The organism is Variovorax sp. J31P207 (assembly GCF_030316965.1).
Lineage (GTDB): Bacteria > Pseudomonadota > Gammaproteobacteria > Burkholderiales > Burkholderiaceae_C > Variovorax > Variovorax ginsengisoli_B.
The window spans coordinates 106,976-124,876 of record NZ_JASZYN010000002.1 but is presented as its reverse complement, the minus strand read 5'-3'; the positions used below and the strand labels follow the sequence as shown (position 1 = coordinate 124,876).

Below are 17,901 nucleotides of genomic sequence, written 5' to 3'. Positions count from 1 at the left end.
GTGTCAAGGCGAACGAAGAGGCGGGCGCACGCCGCGCAGCAGCCGCAGCCCGTTGGCCACCACCAGCAGGCTTGCGCCCATGTCGGCGAAGACGGCCATCCACATGGTCGCGCTGCCGAACACTGCCAGCACGAAGAACACCGCCTTGATGCCGAGCGCGAGCGAGATGTTCTGCCACAGCACCGCGTGCGTGCGGCGCGACAGGCGGATCGTCTCGGCGATCCGGCCGAGGTCGTCGTTCATGATCACGACGTCGGCCGCCTCCACGGCGGTGTCGGTGCCGGCGCCGCCCATCGCGAAGCCGATGTCCGCCTGCGCCAGGGCCGGCGCGTCGTTGATGCCATCGCCGGTCATGGCCGTCGGGCCGTAGCGCTGGCGCATGCCCCGGATGGCCGCCAGCTTGTCTTCCGGCAGCAGGCCGCCACGGGCATCGTCGATGCCGGCCTCGCGCCCGACCGCGAGGGCGGTTGCCTGGTTGTCGCCGGTCAGCATGACCGAGGTGACGCCGAGCACCCGCAGCGCGGCGATGGCCTGCACCGAACTGGGCTTGATCGTGTCGGCCACCGCGAACACCGCCAGCACGCCGCCCTCGTCCGCCAGCAGGGTGACGGTGCGGCCCTGGGCTTCGTGGGCCGCCAGTTCGGTTTCGAGCGCCGGGTCGGCCTGGCCGCGTTCGTTGGCCAGGCGATGGTTGCCGAGCACCATCGTGCGGCCACCGACCACTCCCTCGACGCCGCGGCCCGGCAGGGCCTTGAATCCGTCCACCGGCAGCGCGTCGCCTTCGAGGCCCAGGGTGATCGCGGCCGATACCGGATGGTCGGAGCGCGCCGCCAGGCTCTTGGCCCATTGCCGGGCCTGGCGCTCGTCGGCCTCGCGCCAGGCCTTGAAAGCCACCAGCCTCGGCTTGCCTTCGGTCAGGGTGCCGGTCTTGTCGAGTGCCACGGCCTTGAGCAGGCGGGCGTGCTCGAGGTGGCTGCCGCCCTTGATGAGGATGCCGCGCCGCGCGGCGGCCGCCAGCCCGCTGACCACCGTGACGGGGGTGGAAATGACCAGCGCGCAAGGGCAGGCGATCACCAGCAGCACCAGCGCCTTGTAGACGGCGGCCAGCCAGGGCCAGCCCAGCAGCAGCGGCGTCAGCACCGCCACCGCCAGCGCGAGGGCGAACACGGCGGGCGTGTAGATGGCGGCGAAGCGATCGACGAAGCGCTGGGTCGGGGCGCGCGTGCCTTGGGCTTCCTCGACGGCATGGATGATCCGCGCCAGCGTCGAGTCGCTGGCCGTCGCGGTGACGCGGAACTCCAGCTCGCCGTTCTGGTTGATCGTGCCGGCGAAGACCGGGCTGCCCGGCTCCTTGTCGGCCGGAATGCTCTCGCCTGTGACGGGCGCCTGGTCGATGCTGCTGTGGCCGCGCGTGACCATGCCGTCGAGCACCACGCGCTCGCCGGGCTTGACGCGTGCGATCGCGCCGATGGCGATCCCGGTCGCCGGCACGCGGCGCCAGCTGCCGTCGGGCTGCGCCACCTCGGCGTCGGCGGGCGCGAGATCGACCAGGCCCTTGATCGCGTTGCGGGCGCGGTCGACCGCCCGCGCCTCGATCAGCTCGGCGATGGCATACAGGGCCATCACCATGGCGGCTTCCGGCCATTGGCCGATGACGAAGGCGCCGGTGACCGCGACCGACATCAGGGCGTTGATGTTGAGCTTGCCGTGCCGCAGCGCGCTCAGGCCCTTGGCGTAGGTCTCGAGGCCGGCCAGCCAGATCGCCGCCGCCGCGACCGCCATGCCGGCTGCCTTCCAGGCCAGGATGTCGGGGGCGAGGAAGGAGATCGCCTCGGCGGCCGCCGCGAGCGCGAGGGCGGCCGCGAGCCGCAGGTGGCCGGGGCTCGCGCCGTGCGCGTGCAGCGCGCCATCGGGCGATTGCGCGGTCTGGGCCGCGGCCTCCAGCGGCTCGGGCACGAAGCCGGCCTTGCGAATGGCCGCCAGCGCGAGCGGCACCGCGGCGTCGGTGCCGTCGATGCGCAGCGTCCGCTGGCCGAGGCGGAAATGCAAGCCCCGGATACCGGCGATCGGCTCCACCAGGCGGCGAATCTCGGACTCTTCGACCGTGCAGTCCATGGTGGCGATGCGGAAGGTGTTCGGCGCGTCGCCGGGTTCGACCCGCACGGGCTCGGGCGCGCGCAGCGGCGTGGCAGCGCAGCAGGCATCCGCTGCGGCCGCCGGCGCGTGGGGGTGGTGGTGTTGGGCCATGTCGTTGTCGCTTTCGAGGGTATTTCACACCCTGTACCCACTACAAGGTCAAGCGGGCCTCGGGCGGCGGCCCCGGGCTGGTCAAAGGGTACTGCCTGCCGGACAATTCAAGACAGGTCGCTTGACTCGTCTCACCTGGATCGCCCCGTCACCCCCACCGAGGAGCAGCACCATGACCCCCAGCCCCATGCATGCGGCGATCTCTTGCGTCGCCCTTGCGGCGTGCACCGCAGCGTTCGCGCAATCGTTCGACCTCGACGCGGCCCGGGCGCGCTACGAACGCACGATCGCGTACTGCAATGACGGACATCTGCCGCGCCCGCAACGCGATGCCTGCGTTCGCGATGCGGGAATGACGTTGGACCAGGCCCAACGCGGACTGCGGCCCCTGGACGATGTCACGTCGCCCGGCGGCCGCGCCATCGTGGTCATTCCGCAAGGCGCGCCGCCGCCCTTGAGCGACTCCGACACCGTGACTTCGCCGGACGGCGACTCGACGATCGTCCTGCCTGCGGACGGCTCCAGGCCCCTGACGCAGTGACAGCCCGAGGCCGGCCCGCGGTGATGCTCGCAATCGCAGCCGACGCGCCGAGCGGGAACACGACGCGGCCAGTTCGCTAGACTGACGAGATGCCGGACCCCACCGTATTCATCATCGATGACGACGAGGCCTATCGCGACTCGGTGCGGGAACTGGTGAGCTCTGTCGGCCTCGCCACCGAGACCTACAGCTCGGCTCTCGCCTTCCTCGAGGTCTTCGACGCTGCTCGTCCCGGCTGCCTGGTGCTGGACGTGCGCATGGCGCGCATGAGCGGCTTGGCGCTGCAGGAACGGCTGGCGACGATCGGTGCGCGCATCCCCATCGTGTTCATCAGCGGTCACGGCGACATCGCGATGGCCGTCAAGGCCGTCAAGGAAGGCGCCGTGGACTTCGTGCAGAAGCCGTACCGCGAGCAGCAGCTGCTCGATGCGATCGACGAGGCCTTGCGCCGGGATGCGAAGCTTCGGACGCCCGTGGACGATGCGCACAACGACCTCGACAAGCGGATCGAGGCCCTGACCGACCGTGAACGCGAGGTGATGCAGCTCGCGCTGAAGGGATTGCCGAGCAAGCTCATCGCCAAGGAGCTGGACATCAGCCACCGGACCGTCGAACAGCATCGCAGCCGGCTGCTCGAGAAACTGGGCGTGGGTTCGATGACCGAGTTGATACGTCTCAGCCTGGAGCGGCCGGGCGGCTAGGCATCATCGGGACCGCGTGCGGCGCAGGATCCAGTTCACCAGGCTGCGAAACAGCAGGTAGGGAACCACCGCGAGCACGAGGGCGACCATGAGCGCCTCGCCCGGATAGACCCAGCGCATCGCGACGAACTGGTAGATCGCGTCCATCACGATCGCCACGATGAACACCTTGCTGACATGTCCCCAGCCCTCGCGGATCAAGGCTTTACGCTGCGTGCGGTCGTGTACCAGTGCCATGAAGTAGAGTGGGCGTCCGTCCAGCGCATCCCGCCTGCCGGCCCGGTACGCAAGGAAGGCCGCCACCGCCGGCTGCAGGATGAAGCGGAACGCCAGCGGCGCGTGCCGGCCGCTCGTGATGTCGGCCCAGGTGCGGGTGAGGAAATCCATCGGGAGATCGACCATGATTCCTCCGCCTCAAAGCACCCTGAAGCTGATGCCCATGAACGTGCCCAGACCCGTGACCGCCATGATCAGCGCCATGACGAAAGAGGGCTGGAAGGTGTGTAGATTCTTGACCTCGCGCAGCTTCTTGATCCGGTACCAGTACTCGAGCACGCCCATCAGCATCGCCACCGTTCCGAGGCCGGTGAGGAACAGCCCCATGTCGCGCGGCACGTGGCTGGCTGTCAAGGCCGCGCCCTGCTCACGGATGCCCTCGAGAATCTTGTAGATCGTGAAGCCGAAGCTGATCATGGACAGCGCCGTCCTGACCCATGCCATCAACGAGCGGTCCGCAGCCATCAGGGTGCGATCGATCGCCAGATCGGTGTTGAACAGCGCCAGCTCACTGGAGGACTTCTGCGCCAGCGCGGCCGCGCCCCGGGTCGAGTGGGTCGGCGTGGCTGAGGAAGGGTCTTGCATGGAGATCCGTTTCGCATGGTTGCGCGCTGCGACGAGGCATTGTGCGCACGGCGGCCGGACAAATCCAGCCCTGCGGCCACGTAGCGCCACGTACGTGGCACGGGTGTGCGCCGCTCACAGGGCCAATGCCCCACCGTCCTGCGGGCCGGCGCCCGCACTGCGTGGACGAGCTTCCAAGACCTCCGGTCGCACTCGGGCGTCGCGAGTGCCATACTCCGCCCCTGGCGGACGGATCAGAAGTCGCTGCCGGCGGGTTCGGATTCGGCCATCGGGCGAGCGCACTTTCGAAGGAGCGGCCATGCGTCTGGCCAAGATCCTGAGGATTCTCACTCTTGCAACGGGCATCTGCCTCGCTGCCGTTTCGCGGGCAGACGACGGCGGCCCGATCAGGTTCCTGGTGCCCTTCGAAGGCGGTTCGGCCACGGCGCTGGCGCTCTACCTGGCGGAACGTGCGAACGCCGAATATGGCGCCCACATCCATGTCGAGGAAAAGCCGGGCGCGAGCGGCCGCATCGGCGCCATGGTGCTGAAGAACGCGCCGCCCGACGGCAAGACCATGGCGCTCTTTCCCTTCGTCGTGCCGGTCCTGGCGCCGCTGATCTTCAAGGATGTCCGCTACGACGCGGTGCGCGACTTCGCTCCGGTCTCGCAGATCGCGGCATACCCCTTGGCGCTCGCGGTTTCGCAGGACCATCCCGCGACCTCCGTGGCCGGCTTCGTGGCCTGGGCGAAGGACCATCCGACGGAATCGTTCTACGGCATGGGCTCCACCGGAAGCCTGGCTCAGTTTCTCGGCGTCATGATTGCGCAGGAGGCGGGCATCGTCTTGAAACCCGTGCCTTACAAGGGTGCCGGGCCGATGACGGTCGATCTCGTCGCGGGCCATATTCCCGCCGGCATTTCGTCGGTCTCCGACCTGATCGAGATGCATCGCGCCCACAGGTTTCGGATCATCGCGGTGTCGGGCACCCAGCGCCTGGCGCAGCTGCCGGAGGTGCCGACATTCATCGAGCAAGGCTATCCGTCGGTCCAGGCCATCGGCTGGGTCGGCATCTTCGCCCCTCGGGGAACACCGAAGACGGTCGTCGATCGATGGTCGACGATGTTCGCGACGATCGTGCATTCGCCGCAGGCGGCCGCGAGGCTCGCCGAGTTGGGTTTCGAACTCACCGGCACCTCATCGGGCGAACTCGCAGCGACCCTGGACGCCGACATTGCGCGCTGGGCGCCCATCGTGAAGGCATCGGGCTTTCACGCCGACTAGGGACGTCGTCCATGTCTGTACGGCCATCCGCTGTCTTGGGGACACCGACCGCGGCCCGAGTGCCAGGGCCGGCGCCGGTGTCCATGCACGACCTCCTGTGCTTCGAACGGCTCCTGTCGGACCTGTCGGCGAGGTTCATCGCCCTGTGCCCCGGGGAAATCGACGGTGCCATCCACGACAGTCTGGCGCGCATCGTCTCGACGCTCGGCATCGATCGATCCACCCTCAGCCGGGTCTTTCCCTTGAGCGGGCGGATGCAGGTCACCCATTCGTTCGCGGCGGAAGGCATCGGGCCCGCCATGACGAATGTGTCGGCGCGCGAATTCGCTCCCTGGTCTCTCGAAATGATGATGGCCAACAGGCCGGTCGTGTTCGAGCGTCTCGACGACCTCCCGCCCGATGCAACCGTCGACAAGGAGACCTTGCGCAGCATCGGCCTCAAATCGCACGTGACGATGCCGATCATCGTGGCGGGCGAATTGCATGGCGCGCTGAGCTTCGGTTGCGTGCGCGCGGAGCGCTGCTGGCCGGAAGATCTTCTGAATCGCATGCGGCTGCTGGCGAATGTCTTCGGCAGCGCCCTCGCACGCAAGCATGCGCAGGAGCAGCTCGACCATGCGATCGGCTTCGAGCGACTGGCCAGCAGCATCCTGGCGTCCCTGGTGCTGGCCGAGCCCGGGCAGTCGGAAGTCGCGATCGGAATCGGCTTGCGCCAGATCGGACGGTTCATGGAGGCCGAGCGCATCGGCCTCTGGGATCGCGGATCCGGCGACCTCATGTTTCGCGCGGTCCAGCGCTGGCATGCCGATGGCTTCGCGCCGCCTTCGACGCTGGGCGAACCACCCGATCTTCCCTGGATCATGCATCGACTGGCGGCGGGAAACATCGTGCGCCTGCCTCGGGTGAGCGAACTGCCGCCTGAAGCCGACGGCGATCGCGCTGCATTGCAGGCCTCCGGGGTGCGCTCGCTGCTGGTGGTGCCGATCTCCGTGCCGGGCGGGGTCACGGGCGCCTTGGCCATCGCCAGCACGCAGCGCGCGCAGGAATGGCCGGAGGCGCTGATGCCCGGCGTCAGCCTGCTGGCCGAAGTGTTCGGCAGCCTGCATGCACGCGATACGGCCGAACGCCGCAAGCTTGCCGCGGAGGTCGAGGCGGCACATTGGCGTGAGCGGCTGGCGCATCTCGTGCGGGTCCATACGGCGGGCGAAATGTCGGTCGCGCTGGCCCATGAGATCACCCAGCCGCTCGGCGCGATCGAGAACTATGCGCTGGCGGCACGCCGGCGCGCCGGCGAGTCCGTGCCCGACATGACGCGGGTGTCGGAACTCCTGGACAAGGTCATCGGGCAGGCCACGCGCGCCGGCGAGGTGGTGACACGCATGCGCGACATGGTGCAGCGGCACGAACTGGAACCGAAGCTGATCGACATCCAGCGTGCCATCGCCGAATGCATCGGCATGGTGAAGATGGACTGCGACCTGCGCGACATCGAGATCCGCCTGTCGGAGGCGAGCCGGCTGCCGCCGGTCATCGTCGACGAGATTCATCTGCAGCAAGTGGTGCTGAATTTGCTGCGCAATGCGATGGATGCGATCGGGAATGGCAGCGGCGAGCGCGCCATCGGCGTTTCCGTCACGCGCAACGAGGGCGACGAGATCCAGGTGGAGGTCGCGGACACCGGCGTCGGCATCGCCAGCGGCGATCTGGAGCGGATCTTCGAATCCTTCTACTCGACCAAGGCGAGTGGACTGGGCGTTGGCCTGGCCATCTGCCGCAAGCTGATCGAGGCGCACGGCGGCAGGCTCTGGGCTTCGCATCGTGCCGGCGGCGGCGCCCTGTTCAGGTTCACGATTCCGATCGCCGTCCAGGGCGATTGAAAAGTCATGGCCCGTCCCAACGTCCCTATGGTTGACGCCATTATTGGAAAAATGGAGCATGTCTTCGCTTAATCTCACGACACCATGAAGATCGGCGACCTGAGCAATGCAACCGGTGTCGACGTCGGCACCATCCGCTTCTACGAACGGGCAGGCCTGCTGGCGGCGCCGGCGCGCCAGCCCAACGGCTACCGGGCCTACGGGCAGGCGCACCTGGAGGGCCTGTCCTTCGTGCGCCATTGCCGGGCGCTGGACATTCCCCTGAGCGACATCAAGAGGCTGCTGGATTTCGCGGCGACGCCACAGCAGGATTGCGCCGACATCAACCAGCTGGTCGACGAGCAGATCGAGCGCGTGCGCGCCCGCCTGAAGAGCCTCAAGGCCTTGGAGAAGCAGCTGACCGTGCTGCGCGGGCGCTGCTCGCAGCCGCACGCCACCCAGGAGTGCGGCATCTTGAGCGAGCTGGTGTCGGCGGCGCACGGCGAGGCCTGCGCCTGTCACTCCTGAGACCTACTTCCCGGCGACCAACAGCCCCAGCAGGACGACCGTGACCGCGCCCAGCAAGGCGGTGGCGCACTGCCAGAACCGCACCGGATGCCGCTCGACCAGCGGCGAGCTCCGTGGCCGCAGGAACTCCGGTCCCGGCGCCTTCAGATCATGCGCGAACTCGGACACCGCCTGCTGGCGCCGGGCAGCGTCCGGGTGCAGCGCCTTCTGCAGCACCGCATCGACCCAGGCCGGCAGGTCGGGCCGGAAGTGGCGCACCGGCACGTAGCGCAGGCGCTTCGCGTCGGCGGCCGACCGAACGCGTGAAGCGTGCAGGCCGTACGGCAATTGCTTCGTCAGCATCTGGTAGACGATCACGGCCAGCGAGAACAGGTCGGAGCGGATGCTGCCGCCCTGGCCGACGAAGTACTCCGGCGCGGTGTACTGCAAGGTGCCGGCGATGGCGAGCGCGCGCCGCTCCCGGCAGCTGTCGGCCAGGCCCGCCACGTGCGTCGATGCCAGGTCGATGATCTTCACGGTGCCGGCGCGATCGATCATCACGTTCTCGGGCCGGAGGTCCTGGTGCAGCATCTCCTTGCCATGCAGCGCCTGCAGCCCCTTGGCCAGCTGCTCGACGATGCTGCGCACGCTGTCCAGCGAAGGCCCGTGGTGGTCGACCATCCATTGCGCCAGCGTCTGGCCATCGACGTACTCCATGGCGACGAACAGGTGCCCGCGTACGCGCTCGATCGTGCCGGCCTTGACGACGTGGGGGCTGTCGACCCGCCGTGCCACCCATTCCTCGAGGACGAAGCGGTCCAGGTAGTCGGGGTCGTCGCGCAGGTCGACAGACGGAAGCTTGAGCACCACCTGGTGCCCGTGGGCGTCATCCAGCGCCAGGTGCACGTGGCTGCGCGCACTGACCTGAAGCTCGCGCACCAGGGTGAAGCCCTCGAAGCGCGCCCGCGGGGCGAGCGCAGGCGGGATCGCCAGCGCTTGGCGCTGCGACTGCAGCTGCGCGGCGTCCGCCGCCGGGAGTTCGTCGATGCGCAGCAGCTGGACCGTGCGGTCGTCGCCGCACTGTGCGTTCGACGCGAGCAGGCGGGCGGCTTCGTCGAGGTTGTCGCCGCAGCGGGCCAGTGCGTGGTGCACCGCCCGGGCGTCGAGGCCGGCCCAGGCGCCATCCGTGGCCAGCAGGTAGACCTCGCCGACTTCCGCTTCCCAGCAGCGGTAGTCGATCTCCACGTTGGGGCCCGCCCCCAGGGCGCGTGCCAGGTACGACTCGACCGACGACAGGTGGACCCGGTGGTCCTCCGTGAGCTGCTCCAGGGCTTGCGGATGCAGGCGGTAGATCCGCGCGTCGCCGACGTGCAGCAGGTGCACGTCGCGGCCCTTGAGGACCAGTGCGCTGAAGGTGCAGACGTAGCCGCTGTCCCTGTCGAAGCGGGCGTCGCTGCGCAGGGTCTGGGCATGCAGCCACGCGTTGGTGGCGTCCAGCACCCGCTGGGCCGAGCGGCGCACCGACCAGGCCTCGGAGGTGGCGTAGTAGTCGTCGAGGAAGCCTCGCACCGCCGCCGCGCTGGCGACCTGGCTGACGCGGCTGGAGCCGATGCCGTCGGCGATCGCGATCGCGATGCCCTTGGTCGTCCGCAGCGATCCTTCCGGCAGCATGGCGCCGTGGAAATCCTGGTTGACCGACCCCGGTCCGGCCAGCGAATGCTGGCCGAGCGTCACGCGCAAGGCGCTGCCCATGAAGGCGCTGCGCTCAGCCCACGACCCGCTTCGGCGCCGTCTTGTAGTGGGTCGCGTACAGGGTCACGCCGACGAAGGTCAGGCCGCCGACCAGGTTGCCCAGCACGGTGGGGATCTCGTTCCAGATCAGGTAGTCCATCAGCGTGAACTTGCCGCCCAGCAGCAGGCCGGTGGGAAACAGGAACATGTTGACGATCGAATGCTCGAAGCCCATGTAGAAGAAGACCATCACGGGCATCCACATGCCGATGGCCTTGCCGGACACCGTGGTCGACATCATCGCGGCGACCACCCCGGTCGACACCATCCAGTTGCACATCACGCCGCGGATGAACAAGGTCAGCATGCCGGCGGCGCCGTGCGCGGCATAGCCCAGGGTGCGGCCTTCGCCGATGTGGCCGAGCTTCTCGCCGACCGCATTGGGTGCCTCGCTGAAGCCGAAGGTGAAGATGATCGCCATGAAGACCGCGACCGTCAGTGCGCCGGCGAAGTTGCCGACGAACACCAGCCCCCAGTTGCGCAGGCAGCCGCGCCAGGTGGCGCCGGGGCGCTTGTCGAGCACGGCCAGCGGCACCAGCGTGAAGACGCCGGTCAGCAGGTCGAAGCCCATCAGGTACAGCATGATGAAGCCGACCGGGAACAGCATCGCACCGACCAGCGCGTTGCCGGTGTTGACGGACACGGTCACGGCGAAGGCGGCCGCCAGCGCCAGGATGGCGCCGGCCATGTAGGCGCGGATCAGCGTGTCGCGGGTCGACATCAGTAGCTTGGATTCGCCGGCATCGACCATCTTGGTGACGAACTCGGCGGGGGCTAGGTAGGCCATGGGGATTCCTTGGATATTGGAAAAGTCGTGAAGCGGTGAGGCGACTGGGATCAGGCGAGCGCGACCAGCACGCGGCCTTCCTGCACGCGCACCGCATGGGCCCGCACCGAGTGCTCGGGCGCCTCGATGCATTCGCCGCTCTGCAGGTCGAAGTGGTTCTTGTAGAGCGGCGAGGCGACGACGATGCGCTCGCCGATGCTGCCCACCAGCCCGCGCGAGAGCACGCTGGCGCCCGCCTTCGGGTCGACGTTGTCGATGGCATAGAGCGCCTGTTGCCGGCCGACCCGGAAGATCGCGACATGCACGCCCTCGACGAGAGCGCACACGCCGGTATCGGGCAGGATGTCGCCGTCGGCGCAGACGGCGGTCCAGTGGCGTGATTCGTTGGTGGTCATCTCGAAGGTCCTCGGGTGTTCAGGCGGTGGCGGCATCGGCATCGGCACGTTCCTCGCCGCGGGCCGGCCGGATCTGGCCGCGCTCCTGCACGAAGACGATGTGCTCGTCCGGCTTCTCGCTGTTGACGAAGGAGCGGAAGCGCGCGCGCGTGACCGGGTCGTTCACCGCCGTCTTCCACTCGCACTGGTAGGTATCGACCACGTGCTGCATCTGGGCTTCGAGCTCGGCGCCGAGGCCCAGCGTGTCCTCGATCAGCACGCCCTTCAGGTAGTCGAGGCCGCCCTCCAGGTTATCGCGCCAGGTGCTGGTGCGCTGCAGGCGGTCGGCGGTGCGCACGTAGAACATCAGGAAGCGGTCGATCAGCCGGACCAGCTCTTCCTTGCCCAGGTCGGAGGCGATCAGTTCGGCATGGCGCGGCTTCATGCCGCCGTTGCCGCAGACGTAGAGGTTCCAGCCACGCTCGGTGGCGATGATGCCGACGTCCTTGCCCTGCGCTTCGGCGCATTCGCGGGTGCAGCCCGAGACGCCGAACTTGATCTTGTGCGGCGCCCGCAGGCCCTTGTAGCGGTTCTCCAGCTCGACCGCCAGGCCCACGCTGTCGGCCACGCCGAAGCGGCACCAGGTCGAGCCGACGCAGCTCTTCACGGTGCGCAGCGACTTGCCGTAGGCATGGCCCGATTCGAAGCCGGCGGCGATCAGTTCCTCCCAGATCGGCGGCAGCTGCTCGACGCGGGCACCGAACAGGTCCACGCGCTGGCCGCCGGTGATCTTGGTGTAGAGCCCGTACTTCTTTGCCACCTGGCCCACCGCGATCAGCCCCTCGGGCGTGACCTCGCCGCCGGGCATGCGCGGCACGACCGAATAGCTGCCGTCCTTCTGGATGTTGCCGAGGAAGTAGTCGTTGCTGTCCTGCAATGAGGCCAGGTCCTTCTTGAGCACGAACTCGTTCCAGCAGGACGCGAAGATGCTGGCGGCGGTGGGCTTGCAGACCACGCAGCCCAGGCCCTTGCCATGCCTGGCCAGCAGGTCCTCGAAGCTGCGGATCTCGCCGACGCGGATCAGGTGGTAGAGCTCCTGGCGCGAATAGGCGAAGTGCTCGCAGAGGTGGTTGTCGACCGCCAGCCCGCGCTTGGCCATCTCGGCCTTCATCACCTGGGTGACCAGCGGCACGCAGCCGCCGCAGGTGGCGCCGGCCTTGGTGCAGGCCTTGAGTTCGGCGGTGGTGCAGGCGCCTTCGGCCACGGCCGCGCAGATCTGTCCCTTGGTGACGCTGTTGCACGAGCAGATCTGGGCGCTGTCGGGCAGCGAATCCACGCCGAGCCCTGGTTTGGCCTTGCCGTCGCTCGAAGGCAGGATCAGGAATTCCGGGTCGGCCGGGAGCGTGATGCCGTTCAGCGCCATCTGCAGCAAGGTGCCGTACTCGGTGGCGTCGCCGACCAGCACTGCGCCCAGCAGCTGCTTGCCGTCCTCGCTGACCACGATCTTCTTGTAGATCTGCTTGTGCTCGTTGACGTACTGATAGGCGCGCGACCTTGGTGTCTTGCCGTGGGCGTCGCCGATGCTGGCGACGTCGACGCCCATCAGCTTGAGCTTGGTGCTCATGTCGGCGCCGGTGAAGGCGGCGTCGTCCTGGCCGGCGATGTGCCGGGCGGCCACGCGGGCCATGTCGTAGCCCGGCGCGACCAGGCCGAAGGTCTGCTCGTTCCATGCGGCGCACTCGCCGATCGCGTAGACATTGCGGTCGCTGGTGCGGCAGTGGCTGTCGATCGCCACGCCTCCGCGCGGGCCGACCGCCAGCAGGCACTGGCGCGCGAGTTCGTCGCGCGGCCGGATGCCGGCCGAGAACACGATCATGTCGGTCTCCAGGTGGGTGCCGTCGGCGAACACCATGCGGTGGCGCGCGCTCGCGCCGTCGGTGATCTCGACCGTGTTGCGCCCGGTGTGCACGTGCAGGCCGAGGCCCTCGATGCTGCTGCGCAGCGCCCGTCCGCCGCCCTCGTCGACCTGGACCGCCATCAGCCGCGGCGAGAACTCGACGACATGGGTCTCGAGGCCCATGTCGCGCAGCGCCTTGGCGCATTCGAGGCCCAGCAGGCCGCCGCCCACCACCACGCCGCTCTTCGAGCGGGCGCCGCTGGCCTTCATGGCCTCCAGGTCCTCGATGGTGCGGTAGACGAAGCAGTGGGGGCGGTCGCGGCCCGGCACCGCCGGCACGAAGGGCGCCGAGCCGGTGGCCAGCACCAGCTTGTCGTAGTGCACCACTTCGCCGTCGGCCGTGGTGAGGGTGTTGTTGCGCCGCTCGATGGCCACCGCCCTGGCCGCCAGCTTCAGGCTGAAGCCGGTGCGCTCGAAGAAGCCCGGCTCGACCAGGGACAGGTCCTCGGCCGTCTTGCCGGCGAAGAATTCGGACAGGTGCACCCGGTCGTAGGCCGGGCGAGGCTCCTCGCAGAGCACGGTGACCTGCGCTTGCGAGAGCCCGAGTTCGTGGAGTTGCTCGAGAAACTTGTGGCCCACCATGCCGTGGCCAATCACTGCGATTTTCATGTCGGATCCTGCACGCAACCGCCCTTGACGGGGTGCAGGCGACCATGACTGGCTGTAGCTCAGCCGATGGCAGCGGGCCCCCGCGTGGAACGGATGCGACTTGGGTTGGAACAGGCGAACCGGCGGCGTCGTTGCTTTCGGTTCACTCGGATCCCTCGCCATCGTTAGCGGAGGCACTGCAAAAATCCGCGACAACGGTGTCGGCGGAACAGCGAAGGAGTTCAAGCAACAACCGTGCCTGCGGTTTTTGCCCTCGCGGGGCGTGCGTCTGCAGGGAAAGCGCGCGTGATCGGAGCTGGAAGCCGGGCGCCGTGCGCCGATGTGGCGCAGCGCTCGCCTGTTTGGTGCGGAGGAGGTCGGTGGCGCGGGCTCCTGTACACTGACTGCCCATGTCGTGCCAATTCCTCCCTGCCGCATCGAGCGCCGCCCTCATGGGCCGCATGATGTCGCCTGCCTTCGCGCGGGCGAATGGGGCATTGGGTTCACGAATGATTACCACCATTACCACCGCGGCCACCTGAGCACGCGCAGGTGGCCGTTTCGGCAGCCACCTGGTGTTCTCGCTCTCCCCCGAACGAATCCGACCCAGCTCTGGCAGCTGGGTTTTTTGTTTGTTCGTCCGTCCGGAGATCTTCATGTACCGCGATCCAGTCCAGTCCCTCGAGTGTGAGTCCCGCAGCCGCCTTCCCGCGGCGACCCGTCCCCTGCGCGTCGGCATGATCGGCATCGGTACCGTGGGTTCGGGCACCTTCCGGGTGCTGGCGCGCAACCAGGCCGAGATCGCGGGGCGGGCGGGGCGCGGGATCGAGGTGGTGATGGTCGCGGCCCGCAACCTCGTGCGGGCCGCGGCCATCGTCGACGGCAAGGCCGCATTGACCGCCGACCCGCTGGAGGTCGCGACCCATCCCGAAGTCGACGTCGTGGTGGAAGTGGCCGGCGGGACCGGGCCGGCGCGCGACTGGGTGCTGGCGGCCATCGCCCACGGCAAGCACGTGGTCACGGCCAACAAGGCGCTGCTCGCGGTGCATGGCGGCGAGATCTTCGCCGCCGCCCGGCAGCGCGGCGTCAGCGTGGCCTACGAAGCGGCCGTGGCCGTGAGCATCCCGATCATCAAGGCGCTGCGCGAGGGCCTGACGGCCAACCGCATCGAATGGGTGGCGGGCATCATCAACGGCACCACCAATTTCATCCTCAGCAAGATGCGTGACGAGGGCATCGACTTCGGCAGCGCGCTCGCGCAGGCGCAGGCGCTGGGCTATGCCGAGGCCGATCCCAGCTTCGACATCGAAGGTGTCGACGCCGCCCACAAGCTCACGCTGCTGGCCGCCAATGCCTTCGGCATGCCGCTGCGTTTCGCGGATGCGCAGGTCGAGGGCATCGCGGCCCTGCAGGCGCAGGACGTGGCCGGCGCGGAGCAACTGGGCTATCGGGTGAAGCTGCTGGGCATTGCGCGGCGCCGGGCGGATGGCGTGGAGCTGCGCGTGCAGCCGGCGCTGGTGCCCGCTGCCCACCTGATGGCGCAGGTCGATGGGTCGATGAACGGCATCATGGTCAAGGCCGACGCGGCGGGACTCACGATGTACTACGGCGCGGGCGCCGGATCGGAGCAGACCGCATCGGCCGTGATCGCCGACCTGGTCGACGTGGCGCGGCTGGACGGCACCCATGCGGCGCAGCGCGTGCCGCACCTGGGTTTTCATGCCCATGCGATGACGGCGCTGCCGGTGCTGCCGCGCGCAGCCGTGCGCAGCGCGCACTACCTGCGGGTGCCGCTGCAGGCCGCATCGCAGGTCGAGGCGGTGGGGGCCTTGCTGGCGGCGCAGGGCGTGCCCGTGCGCCGGTTGCTGCTGGCCAGCGCGCGGGCAGGCCATGGCCCGCAGGCGCTGGTGTTGACGGATGTGGTGGCGCAGGGGGCGGTGGACCTGGCGGTGCATGCGCTGCAGGGCCATCCGTCGGTGGCTGGCGCGATCGTCGGGCTGCGGGTGGAGGAACTGGGCCACTGATGCGGGCTTTCAATGCCCCAGCCGTTTCGACACCTCGACCCCGCAAGCTTTGACTGCTTGAGCCTGCGTGCCCGTCGAATTCGTGTCGAAGGACCTTGACCGCCTCATCAACGTGATGCCCAGGACGATGTTCCCGGAGTAGTGCAACCTGCTTTCGACCAATCTAGAAGCCGGAACCGCCTACCTGATCGACGAGTTGCGAATCCGCCAGGCGCGACACGACGATCGGGCGCTGCAATGGCTGGCTACTTGGTCCGGGTGACTGCTGCGGTCACCTGCTCGAGCGCATCCTCCGCGCGTTTTCCGGCGTCGGCGTCGGCGCTGTCTTTCAGCAGGTGCGCGACCTGGCGCAACTGTGCGGCCGTCAAGCCCACCCGCATGCTGGCGGCCATGTGCGAGCGAAGTTGCGGTTCCGCGCCAGGCGTCGCGGCCAGCGCCCCCACCGTGGCCAGTTCGCGGCTCTGCCAGTCGAGGTTGTCGCGCTCGAAGATGTCGCCGAACAGATGCGTCTGCAGGTACTGGTTGATGACGGGCGCGAAATCGAACACCGGGCCCTTCACCGGCGCCCCGGAGATCCGGGTCTGATTGGCAGTGCCGGCCGCGCGCAGCGCATCGCCCGTCGCAATGACTCGGCTGGGCTCGCGACCCGGTGCGTCCTGAACGCCCCGATCCTTGCGTGCCTGCACCACGTTCATCAGCTCGCCCAGGGCGTTGAGACTGCGTGGAAACCCGACGTAGGCGTACAGCTGCACCAGGATCTCCTTGGCCTCGCTGATCGTCAATCCAGCGTCGAGTGCCTGGTTCAAAGCGTTGCGCAGCCTGGGCATGTCGCTGGCGGCCATGGCGGCGGCGATCAGGGGAATGGCTTGCTGCCGGGCGGAAAGAGTGTCGGAGTTTGGCATCGTCGAAGAGATCGCTTCTTGAGGTTCCGAGGCGCCTGGCGCCGCGTAGCTGATGGGAGAGGATAGGCCCATCCCCAGAATCAAGATGAGGGTCGAGAGCGCGCCGGCGCGTCGTGCAGATGCCGAGGCACGGGTCATGGGTGGTGGGTTCCTTGTCCGATGGGCCCGTGTCCGCTCAGACGTCGAGCCTGCGCTCACTCATCCACTTCACGATGGCCGGATCGCGATGCGAGAAGAAGCTGCTGGTGGCCGTATCCAGTTTCGCGATGCGCGCCATGTCCGGGTCGTCCAGTTGGAAGTCGAACACGTCCAGGTTTTCGACCATGCGCTCCTTGCGCACAGATTTGGCGAGCGAAACGATGCCGCGCTGCACCAGCCATCGAAGAACCACTTGGCCGACCGACTTGCCGTGCATGGCGCCGATGGCGGCCAGGTCTTCATTCTCGAAGAGATGGTTTCGGCCCTCGGCAAACGGCGCCCAGGCCTCGGCTTGCACGCCGTTGTCGAGCAGGAAGCCGACGCTCTCCGCTTGTTGGTGAAAGGGATTGATCTCGATCTGATTGACCGCCGGCGGCACTTCGTTGAAGGCCTGGATGTCCATGAGGCGATCCGGCTGGAAGTTGCTGAGCCCGATCGCGCGCAGCTTGCCCGCCTTGTAGGCCTCCTGCATGGCCCGCCACGCACCATGGACATCGTTGTACGGCTGGTGGATGAGGTAGAGGTCGAGATAGTCGAGTTGGAGCCTGCGCAAGGACTTGTCGATGGCCAGGCGCGTGCGCTCGTAGCCGGCATCCTGCACCCAGAGCTTGGAGGTCACGAACAGGTCTTCACGGGCCACGCCGCTGGCACGAAGCCCGTTGCCGACCGCTTCCTCGTTCATGTATGAGGCCGCCGTGTCGATGAGCCGGTAGCCGACCTCGATCGCGTCGACGACGCTGCGTTCGCATTCCTTGGGATCGGCGATCTGGAAAACGCCGAAGCCGAGAATCGGCATCTGGATGCCGTTGTTCAATGTCACTTGCTGCATGAAACTTCACCAGGTTGATGTGTTGCGTATTGACCGTCACTGACCTTTTCGAGCCAGTCGACCGCCTTGCCGTCCGCAAGTTCTGTGATCGCGATGTGCGTCATGGCGGTGCTTGGCGCGGCGCCGTGCCAGTGCTTCTGACCCGGTGGAATCCAGACTACATCGCCCGGCCGTATTTCCTGGACCGGATCGCCCCAGCGCTGCACCCGCCCAACGCCTGCGGTCACCACCAGTGTCTGACCGAGCGGATGCGTGTGCCACGCGGTCCGCGCGCCGGGCTCGAAGGTCACATAGGAGCCGGTCGCGCGCGTCGGCCCGTTGGGTTTCGGAAACAAGGGGTCGACCCGGACGGCGCCCGAGAAGGACTCGATCGGCCCCTTGTAGGAGGCCTGCGATCCGGCGCGGGCGATCTGGAGGCTGGTCTCGGACTGCGCGAAGGCCGACGCCGCCATGGAAACCGACAGTGCGGTCATT

The 17,901-nt window shown here is 68.0% G+C and carries 17 protein-coding genes; 6 read left to right on the top strand and 11 right to left on the bottom strand.

The features are described 5' to 3' along the window. Nucleotides 1–3: 3 nt before the first annotated feature. Complete coding sequence (locus QTI68_RS06205) at nt 4–2,247, bottom strand: heavy metal translocating P-type ATPase (protein ID WP_503011630.1); 2,244 nt, start codon at nt 2,245–2,247, stop codon at nt 4–6. Between the two features lie 172 nt (nt 2,248–2,419). Here QTI68_RS06205 and QTI68_RS06200 point away from each other — a divergent pair, with 172 nt between their 5' ends. Continuing rightward, nucleotides 2,420–2,788: a hypothetical protein gene (locus QTI68_RS06200; RefSeq protein WP_286520375.1), complete on the top strand. Its 369-nt coding sequence runs from the start codon at nt 2,420–2,422 to the stop codon at nt 2,786–2,788. Between the two features lie 89 nt (nt 2,789–2,877). Beyond that, complete coding sequence (locus tag QTI68_RS06195; RefSeq protein WP_286520374.1) at nt 2,878–3,489, top strand: response regulator transcription factor; 612 nt, start codon at nt 2,878–2,880, stop codon at nt 3,487–3,489. A 3-nt stretch (nt 3,490–3,492) separates the two neighbouring features. Here the strand turns inward: QTI68_RS06195 and QTI68_RS06190 are convergent, their stop codons facing one another. Then, nucleotides 3,493–3,891, bottom strand: coding sequence for a hypothetical protein (locus tag QTI68_RS06190; RefSeq protein ID WP_286520373.1), 399 nt, complete (start codon nt 3,889–3,891; stop codon nt 3,493–3,495). Nucleotides 3,892–3,903: 12 nt separating this feature from the next. Next, nucleotides 3,904–4,350, bottom strand: a complete 447-nt coding sequence (locus tag QTI68_RS06185; protein WP_286520372.1) for a YidH family protein — start codon at nt 4,348–4,350, stop codon at nt 3,904–3,906. A gap of 298 nt (nt 4,351–4,648) precedes the next feature. On the opposite strand from QTI68_RS06185, the gene QTI68_RS06180 reads away from it, so the two are divergent. The 3 genes from QTI68_RS06180 (at nt 4,649) to QTI68_RS06170 (ending at nt 7,998) form a co-directional block, all read left to right on the top strand. Next, the gene (locus QTI68_RS06180) at nt 4,649–5,614 is read left to right on the top strand and encodes a tripartite tricarboxylate transporter substrate-binding protein (RefSeq protein WP_286520371.1); all 966 of its coding nucleotides are present in this window, start codon (nt 4,649–4,651) and stop codon (nt 5,612–5,614) included. An 83-nt stretch (nt 5,615–5,697) separates the two neighbouring features. Beyond that, the gene (locus tag QTI68_RS06175; protein WP_286520370.1) at nt 5,698–7,491 is read left to right on the top strand and encodes an ATP-binding protein; all 1,794 of its coding nucleotides are present in this window, start codon (nt 5,698–5,700) and stop codon (nt 7,489–7,491) included. An 84-nt stretch (nt 7,492–7,575) separates the two neighbouring features. Continuing rightward, complete coding sequence (locus QTI68_RS06170) at nt 7,576–7,998, top strand: Cd(II)/Pb(II)-responsive transcriptional regulator (RefSeq protein WP_286520368.1); 423 nt, start codon at nt 7,576–7,578, stop codon at nt 7,996–7,998. A 3-nt stretch (nt 7,999–8,001) separates the two neighbouring features. Here the strand turns inward: QTI68_RS06170 and QTI68_RS06165 are convergent, their stop codons facing one another. The 5 genes from QTI68_RS06165 to QTI68_RS06145 form a co-directional block, all read right to left on the bottom strand. Further along, complete coding sequence (locus QTI68_RS06165; protein ID WP_286520367.1) at nt 8,002–9,729, bottom strand: bifunctional protein-serine/threonine kinase/phosphatase; 1,728 nt, start codon at nt 9,727–9,729, stop codon at nt 8,002–8,004. A gap of 13 nt (nt 9,730–9,742) precedes the next feature. Then, nucleotides 9,743–10,555 (bottom strand): formate/nitrite transporter family protein, encoded by an 813-nt coding sequence (locus QTI68_RS06160; RefSeq protein WP_286520366.1) that lies wholly within the window; start codon nt 10,553–10,555, stop codon nt 9,743–9,745. Between the two features lie 50 nt (nt 10,556–10,605). After that, on the bottom strand, nt 10,606–10,950 hold the full coding sequence (nirD, locus tag QTI68_RS06155; protein ID WP_286520365.1) for a nitrite reductase small subunit NirD: 345 nt from the start codon (nt 10,948–10,950) through the stop codon (nt 10,606–10,608). Between the two features lie 19 nt (nt 10,951–10,969). Then, complete coding sequence (gene nirB, locus QTI68_RS06150; RefSeq protein ID WP_286520364.1) at nt 10,970–13,495, bottom strand: nitrite reductase large subunit NirB; 2,526 nt, start codon at nt 13,493–13,495, stop codon at nt 10,970–10,972. A gap of 142 nt (nt 13,496–13,637) precedes the next feature. Further along, nucleotides 13,638–14,132 carry a hypothetical protein gene (locus QTI68_RS06145; RefSeq protein WP_286520363.1) on the bottom strand — a complete coding sequence of 165 codons (495 nt, stop codon included), beginning with the start codon at nt 14,130–14,132 and terminating at the stop codon, nt 13,638–13,640. Between QTI68_RS06145 and QTI68_RS06140 the strand changes: the two genes are divergently transcribed. After that, the gene (locus QTI68_RS06140) at nt 14,131–15,498 is read left to right on the top strand and encodes a homoserine dehydrogenase (protein ID WP_286520362.1); all 1,368 of its coding nucleotides are present in this window, start codon (nt 14,131–14,133) and stop codon (nt 15,496–15,498) included. The genes QTI68_RS06145 and QTI68_RS06140 overlap by 2 nt on opposite strands. 245 nt (nt 15,499–15,743) lie before the next feature. On the opposite strand, the gene QTI68_RS06135 is transcribed toward QTI68_RS06140, so the two are convergent. From QTI68_RS06135 to QTI68_RS06125, 3 genes are read right to left on the bottom strand one after another with little or no spacing between them, the layout of a single operon-like run. Continuing rightward, nucleotides 15,744–16,538: a carboxymuconolactone decarboxylase family protein gene (locus QTI68_RS06135; RefSeq protein ID WP_286520361.1), complete on the bottom strand. Its 795-nt coding sequence runs from the start codon at nt 16,536–16,538 to the stop codon at nt 15,744–15,746. 37 nt (nt 16,539–16,575) lie between these two features. Further along, complete coding sequence (locus QTI68_RS06130) at nt 16,576–17,427, bottom strand: aldo/keto reductase (protein ID WP_286520360.1); 852 nt, start codon at nt 17,425–17,427, stop codon at nt 16,576–16,578. Further along, complete coding sequence (locus QTI68_RS06125; protein WP_286520359.1) at nt 17,415–17,900, bottom strand: (R)-mandelonitrile lyase; 486 nt, start codon at nt 17,898–17,900, stop codon at nt 17,415–17,417. The genes QTI68_RS06130 and QTI68_RS06125 overlap by 13 nt, the downstream gene beginning before the upstream one ends. Between the last annotated feature and the right edge of the window lies 1 nt (nt 17,901).

Bases quoted from the DNA above. Each gene is read 5' to 3' on its own strand.
- nirD (WP_286520365.1), bottom strand. From the start codon at position 10,950: ATGACCACCAACGAATCACGCCACTGGACCGCCGTCTGCGCCGACGGC.
- QTI68_RS06180 (WP_286520371.1), top strand. From the start codon at position 4,649: ATGCGTCTGGCCAAGATCCTGAGGATTCTCACTCTTGCAACGGGCATC.
- QTI68_RS06125 (WP_286520359.1), bottom strand. From the start codon at position 17,900: ATGACCGCACTGTCGGTTTCCATGGCGGCGTCGGCCTTCGCGCAGTCC.
- QTI68_RS06175 (WP_286520370.1), top strand. From the start codon at position 5,698: ATGCACGACCTCCTGTGCTTCGAACGGCTCCTGTCGGACCTGTCGGCG.
- QTI68_RS06160 (WP_286520366.1), bottom strand. From the start codon at position 10,555: ATGGCCTACCTAGCCCCCGCCGAGTTCGTCACCAAGATGGTCGATGCC.
- QTI68_RS06135 (WP_286520361.1), bottom strand. From the start codon at position 16,538: ATGACCCGTGCCTCGGCATCTGCACGACGCGCCGGCGCGCTCTCGACC.
- QTI68_RS06140 (WP_286520362.1), top strand. From the start codon at position 14,131: ATGTACCGCGATCCAGTCCAGTCCCTCGAGTGTGAGTCCCGCAGCCGC.
- QTI68_RS06200 (WP_286520375.1), top strand. From the start codon at position 2,420: ATGACCCCCAGCCCCATGCATGCGGCGATCTCTTGCGTCGCCCTTGCG.
- QTI68_RS06170 (WP_286520368.1), top strand. From the start codon at position 7,576: ATGAAGATCGGCGACCTGAGCAATGCAACCGGTGTCGACGTCGGCACC.
- QTI68_RS06165 (WP_286520367.1), bottom strand. From the start codon at position 9,729: ATGGGCAGCGCCTTGCGCGTGACGCTCGGCCAGCATTCGCTGGCCGGA.
- QTI68_RS06195 (WP_286520374.1), top strand. From the start codon at position 2,878: ATGCCGGACCCCACCGTATTCATCATCGATGACGACGAGGCCTATCGC.
- QTI68_RS06185 (WP_286520372.1), bottom strand. From the start codon at position 4,350: ATGCAAGACCCTTCCTCAGCCACGCCGACCCACTCGACCCGGGGCGCG.
- nirB (WP_286520364.1), bottom strand. From the start codon at position 13,495: ATGAAAATCGCAGTGATTGGCCACGGCATGGTGGGCCACAAGTTTCTC.
- QTI68_RS06130 (WP_286520360.1), bottom strand. From the start codon at position 17,427: ATGCAGCAAGTGACATTGAACAACGGCATCCAGATGCCGATTCTCGGC.
- QTI68_RS06145 (WP_286520363.1), bottom strand. From the start codon at position 14,132: ATGAAGATCTCCGGACGGACGAACAAACAAAAAACCCAGCTGCCAGAG.
- QTI68_RS06205 (WP_503011630.1), bottom strand. From the start codon at position 2,247: ATGGCCCAACACCACCACCCCCACGCGCCGGCGGCCGCAGCGGATGCC.
- QTI68_RS06190 (WP_286520373.1), bottom strand. From the start codon at position 3,891: ATGGTCGATCTCCCGATGGATTTCCTCACCCGCACCTGGGCCGACATC.